Source organism: Desulfonatronum sp. SC1 (assembly GCF_003046795.1).
In the GTDB taxonomy this organism is placed as follows: Bacteria; Desulfobacterota; Desulfovibrionia; order Desulfovibrionales; family Desulfonatronaceae; genus Desulfonatronum.
The window spans coordinates 1-398 of sequence record NZ_PZKN01000223.1; the positions used below are offsets into that span (position 1 = coordinate 1).

Sequence of the window (398 nt, forward strand, 5' to 3'; positions counted from 1 at the left end):
ATCGTGTACTTCATGTGGATGACGACATTTTCTGGCTTTCACTAAACGATTTGCAGTAGTTTCCTGATTAATAGTGATTGAAAAAGTGGCGCCCCTGTAAGGATAACTCCGGACAGGGGCGTTTTTTTTGCAGATGTTTTTTGTTCAGGTATCTTTTTGAGGTATTTAGTTCTTGTCGGGTGCAAACTGCATGTCTTCCGTTTTGATATTATGGGTTATCCAATCTTTTATAAAATTGGTCACTCCTACCGAGATTAACAGTTTGCCTTCAGATATTTTCTGATAAAACGCCTCTGCCTTCTCCACAAATGCCCGGTGTTCCTTTATATGGTTATCAATGTTTTTAAAACCGGAAACGATGTTACTTTTGGGCCACGAAGGCAGCGTATTGTTTGTCC

General features: G+C 39.9%; 1 pseudogene. It reads right to left on the minus strand.

Going from position 1 to position 398, the window contains the following annotated elements:
- Nucleotides 1–165: 165 nt before the first annotated feature.
- Nucleotides 166–398 (minus strand): annotated as a pseudogene (locus C6366_RS21350) (hypothetical protein); the annotation flags it as partial.